This window comes from Segeticoccus rhizosphaerae, from assembly GCF_009192725.1.
Lineage (GTDB): Bacteria > Actinomycetota > Actinomycetes > Actinomycetales > Dermatophilaceae > Segeticoccus > Segeticoccus rhizosphaerae.
In genome coordinates this window covers 1-3,338 of record NZ_VOHR01000376.1, presented here as the reverse complement: position 1 = coordinate 3,338, position 3,338 = coordinate 1, and the positions used below count along the sequence as shown (strand labels likewise).

Here is a 3,338-nt window from a genome sequence, read left to right as displayed (position 1 = left end):
GCGCCCGGTCAGCGACCGCGGCAACCAGCAGCGTGGCCGCCGGCCCGCCGCGGTGGTCCGGCACGACATACATCCCGATGAGGTTGAGCTCACCCTCGTGCTCGACCAGCCCGGCGCCGCCCACCGTGGCCCCGTCCTGCTCGGCGAGGAAGTGGTCGCAGTCGGTCAGCACCCGGCGCCACTCGGTCTCGTCCCGCCGCACCACGTCCTCGTAGCGTGACGCGAAGGCCTCGGGCGAGTCGGCGAGCATGGCCAGCCGGATCTCGCGGTAGACCTGCCAGTCGTCGGGCTCCAGGGCGCGCACGGTGACCGGCGCTCCCTCGAGACGGGCGGGGCGAGCGGGTCGCGCCTGGGGAGCCGACACGGCCGATCAGACCTGCCCGGAGGCGAGGTCGTGGGAGCGCTGGGCCGCCGCCTCGATGGCGGTCAGGAAGGCCGCCCGCACCTTGTTGTCGTCGAGCTGGCGCAGCGCGGCCATCGTGGTGCCACCCGGGCTGGAGACCTGCTCGCGCAGGACGGTGGGGTGCTGCCCCGTTTCCTTGAGCATGGTGGCCGCGCCGGTGACCGTCTGCACCACGAGCTCGGTGGAGGTGCCGCGGGGCAGCCCGAGCAGCACGCCCGCCTCGATCATGGCCTCCACCACATAGAAGATGTATGCCGGTCCGCTGCCGCTGATCGCGGTGACCGCGTCGAGGTGCCGCTCGGGGATGCGCAGGACCTTGCCACAGGACCGGAACAGTGCCTCGGCCTCGGCCAGGTGGTCCTCGTCGCAGTGCTGGCCCCCCGCGACCGCAGCCATCCCCTGGTCGACCATGGCGGGGGTGTTGGCCATGACCCGCACCACCGGCGTGCCGGCTGCGAGCCGGGCCTCCACCGACGCCGTGGTGATGCCCGCAGCGACCGAGACCACCAGCGCGCCGGGACGCAGGTGGTCGGCGACCTGGTCGAGCAACGCCGCCATGTCCTGCGGCTTCACGACGAGCACGACGGTGTCGGCCTCGGAAGCGGCGGTGGCGTTGTCGGCCAGGCGCACGGCATACCGCGCCGCGAGCTCCCGTGTGCGCTCCTCGTTGCGGCCGGTGATGACCAGGTCGGCGGCATCGCGCCCCGAGCGGATCAGGCCGGACAGGAGGGTCTCACCCATGACCCCGGTGCCGAGGATGGCCACTGTCGACACGTCGCTCACCCCTTGGTCGCGACGGCGCGCAGGAAGAAGAAGGTGTTGGCAGGTCGCTCGGCCATACGGCGCATGAGGTAGCCGTACCACTGCTCGCCGTAGGGCAGGTAGACCCGCATCTGGTCGCCGCGCTCGGCGATCCGCTTCTGCTCGTCCGGACGGATGCCGTAGAGCATCTGGAACTCGAAGGAGTCGGCCTGGCGGCGGGCCTTGGCCGCGAGCGCTCCCGCGATCTGCACCAGCCGGGGATCGTGGCTTGCCACCATCGGGTAGCCCTTGCCCTCCATCAGCACCTTGAGGCAGCGGACATAGGACAGGTCGACGTCCGACGACTTCTGGTAGGCGACCGACTCCGGCTCCTTGTAGGCGCCCTTGCACAGCCGGACCCGGCTGCCCTCGTGGGCCAGGTCGCGACAGTCACCCTCGGTGCGGTGCAGGTAGGCCTGCAGGACCGCTCCGGTGCTCGGGAAGTCCTGGCGCAGCTCGAGCAGCGTCTCCATGGTCGCGTCGGTGGTGGTGTGGTCCTCGGCGTCGAGCGTCACGGTCGTGCCGGCGTTGACGGCCGCTTGGCAGATCTCTCGCGCGTGGTCGAGCGCGATCTTGTGGCCGTCGCCGGGCAGGAACTGTCCCACCGCGCTGAGCTTGACGCTGACCTCGGCCCGGCCGTCCTCGGCCAGGCCCGACGAGCCCAGCGCGGCGAGCAGCGTCAGGTAGGCGTCGCGGGTGGCCTTGGCCTGATCGAGGTCGAGGGTGTCCTCGCCGAGGTAGTCGATCGTCACGAGTCGTCCGGAGTCGCACAGGGCCTGGGTGGCCCGGACGGCGTCGGCCGTGGTGGCACCGGCGACGAACCGTTGCACGACCGACCGGCTGACCGGCGCCTTCTCGATGATGCTGCGCAGCTGGTTGCTCCGGCTGAGCTGGAGCAGTCCTTGGCGCAGCACGCCGCTCGCGTCGATCACGTGGTCCTCCGTGGGATGTGCCTGCAGTGCGCTCACAGGCTAGTCCCGATCAGGGCGTGCGGCGCCGCAGGGTGAGCGACCCCAGCGCGATCGCGACCACCACGAAGCCGGCCACCATACCGACGTCGGCGAAGGCGGCTCCGGTGCCGTCAGGGGAGGAGCTCACGTGGACCATCGCGTCGACGGCATACGAGAGGGGCAGCACGTCCGAGACCGCGTGCAGGAAGCCGGGCAGGTCGGCCCGGGCGACCAGCAGGCCGCAGAGCAGGAACTGTGGGAGGACGAACGCCGGCATGAACTGGACGGCCTGGAACTCGGTGCGTGCGAAGGCGCTGACGAACAAGCCGATCGCCGCGCCGAGCACCGCGTCGACGACCGCGACGACCACGAGCACCCACACGGACCCGGCCACGTCGAGACCGCAGACCCACACCGCGAAGGCGGTCACGACGACGGCCTGCAGGACGGCCAGCAGGCCGAAGGCCAAGGCATATCCGGCGAGGAAGTCGCCCTTGCCGAGGGGCGTGGACAGCAGCCGCTCCAGGGTCCCGGAGGTGCGCTCGCGCAGGGTGGCCACGCTGGTCACGAGGAACATCACCACGAAGGGGAAGATCCCGAGCAGCGGCCCGCCGATGTGGTCGAAGACCGGACTGTCGTGGTAGATCCAGGCGAGCAGCCCCATCAGGAGGCAGGGCACGATGACGAGCATGGCCACGGTGCGCGGATCGGCCTTGACCTGCCGCAACACCCGTGCCGTGGTGGCCAGGGTCAGCCGGAGGCTCATGACCGCTCCTTCGCCGCGGAGTCCCCGGCCACGCCGGTGGCCTGGTCGATGAGCCGCAGGAACGCCTGCTCGGCGTCGGCGGCGCCGGTGCGGTCGAGCAGCCCGGCGGGGGTGTCGTCCGCGAGGATCCGCCCCTCGCGCAACAGCAGGAGGCGGTCGCAGCGGGAGGCCTCGTCCATCACGTGGCTCGAGACCAGCAGGGTCGTGCCCCCGTCCGCGAGCCGGTGGAAGAGCTCCCACAGGTCCCGGCGCAGCACCGGGTCGAGGCCGACGGTGGGCTCGTCGAGCACCAACAGGTCCGGCGACCCCACCAGGGCTGCGGCCAACGAGACCCGCGACCGCTGCCCACCCGACAGCTGGCCCGCGAGCGCGTCGACGTGACTACCCAGGTCGACGCGCTCGCGGGGCAGCTGTCGGG

The 3,338-nt window shown here is 71.6% G+C and carries 5 protein-coding genes; all 5 read right to left on the bottom strand.

Annotation, left to right across the window (positions count from 1 at the left end; translation table 11 throughout):
- On the bottom strand, positions 1-304 hold a 304-nt coding region (locus tag FRW57_RS19250; RefSeq protein ID WP_152186793.1), incomplete at its 3' end, for a GNAT family N-acetyltransferase.
- 66 nt (positions 305-370) lie between these two features.
- Positions 371-1,177, bottom strand: a complete 807-nt coding sequence (proC, locus tag FRW57_RS19245; protein ID WP_137121388.1) for a pyrroline-5-carboxylate reductase — start codon at positions 1,175-1,177, stop codon at positions 371-373.
- A gap of 5 nt (positions 1,178-1,182) precedes the next feature.
- A complete protein-coding gene (locus tag FRW57_RS19240; protein WP_238999493.1) occupies positions 1,183-2,172 on the bottom strand; it encodes a proline dehydrogenase family protein in 990 nt (329 codons plus the stop codon).
- Positions 2,173-2,185: 13 nt separating this feature from the next.
- Positions 2,186-2,920 carry an ABC transporter permease gene (locus FRW57_RS19235; protein WP_137121387.1) on the bottom strand — a complete coding sequence of 245 codons (735 nt, stop codon included), beginning with the start codon at positions 2,918-2,920 and terminating at the stop codon, positions 2,186-2,188.
- A partial coding sequence (locus FRW57_RS19230; protein ID WP_152186792.1) for an ATP-binding cassette domain-containing protein occupies positions 2,917-3,338 on the bottom strand: 422 nt, incomplete at its 5' end. The genes FRW57_RS19230 and FRW57_RS19235, both read right to left, overlap by 4 nt.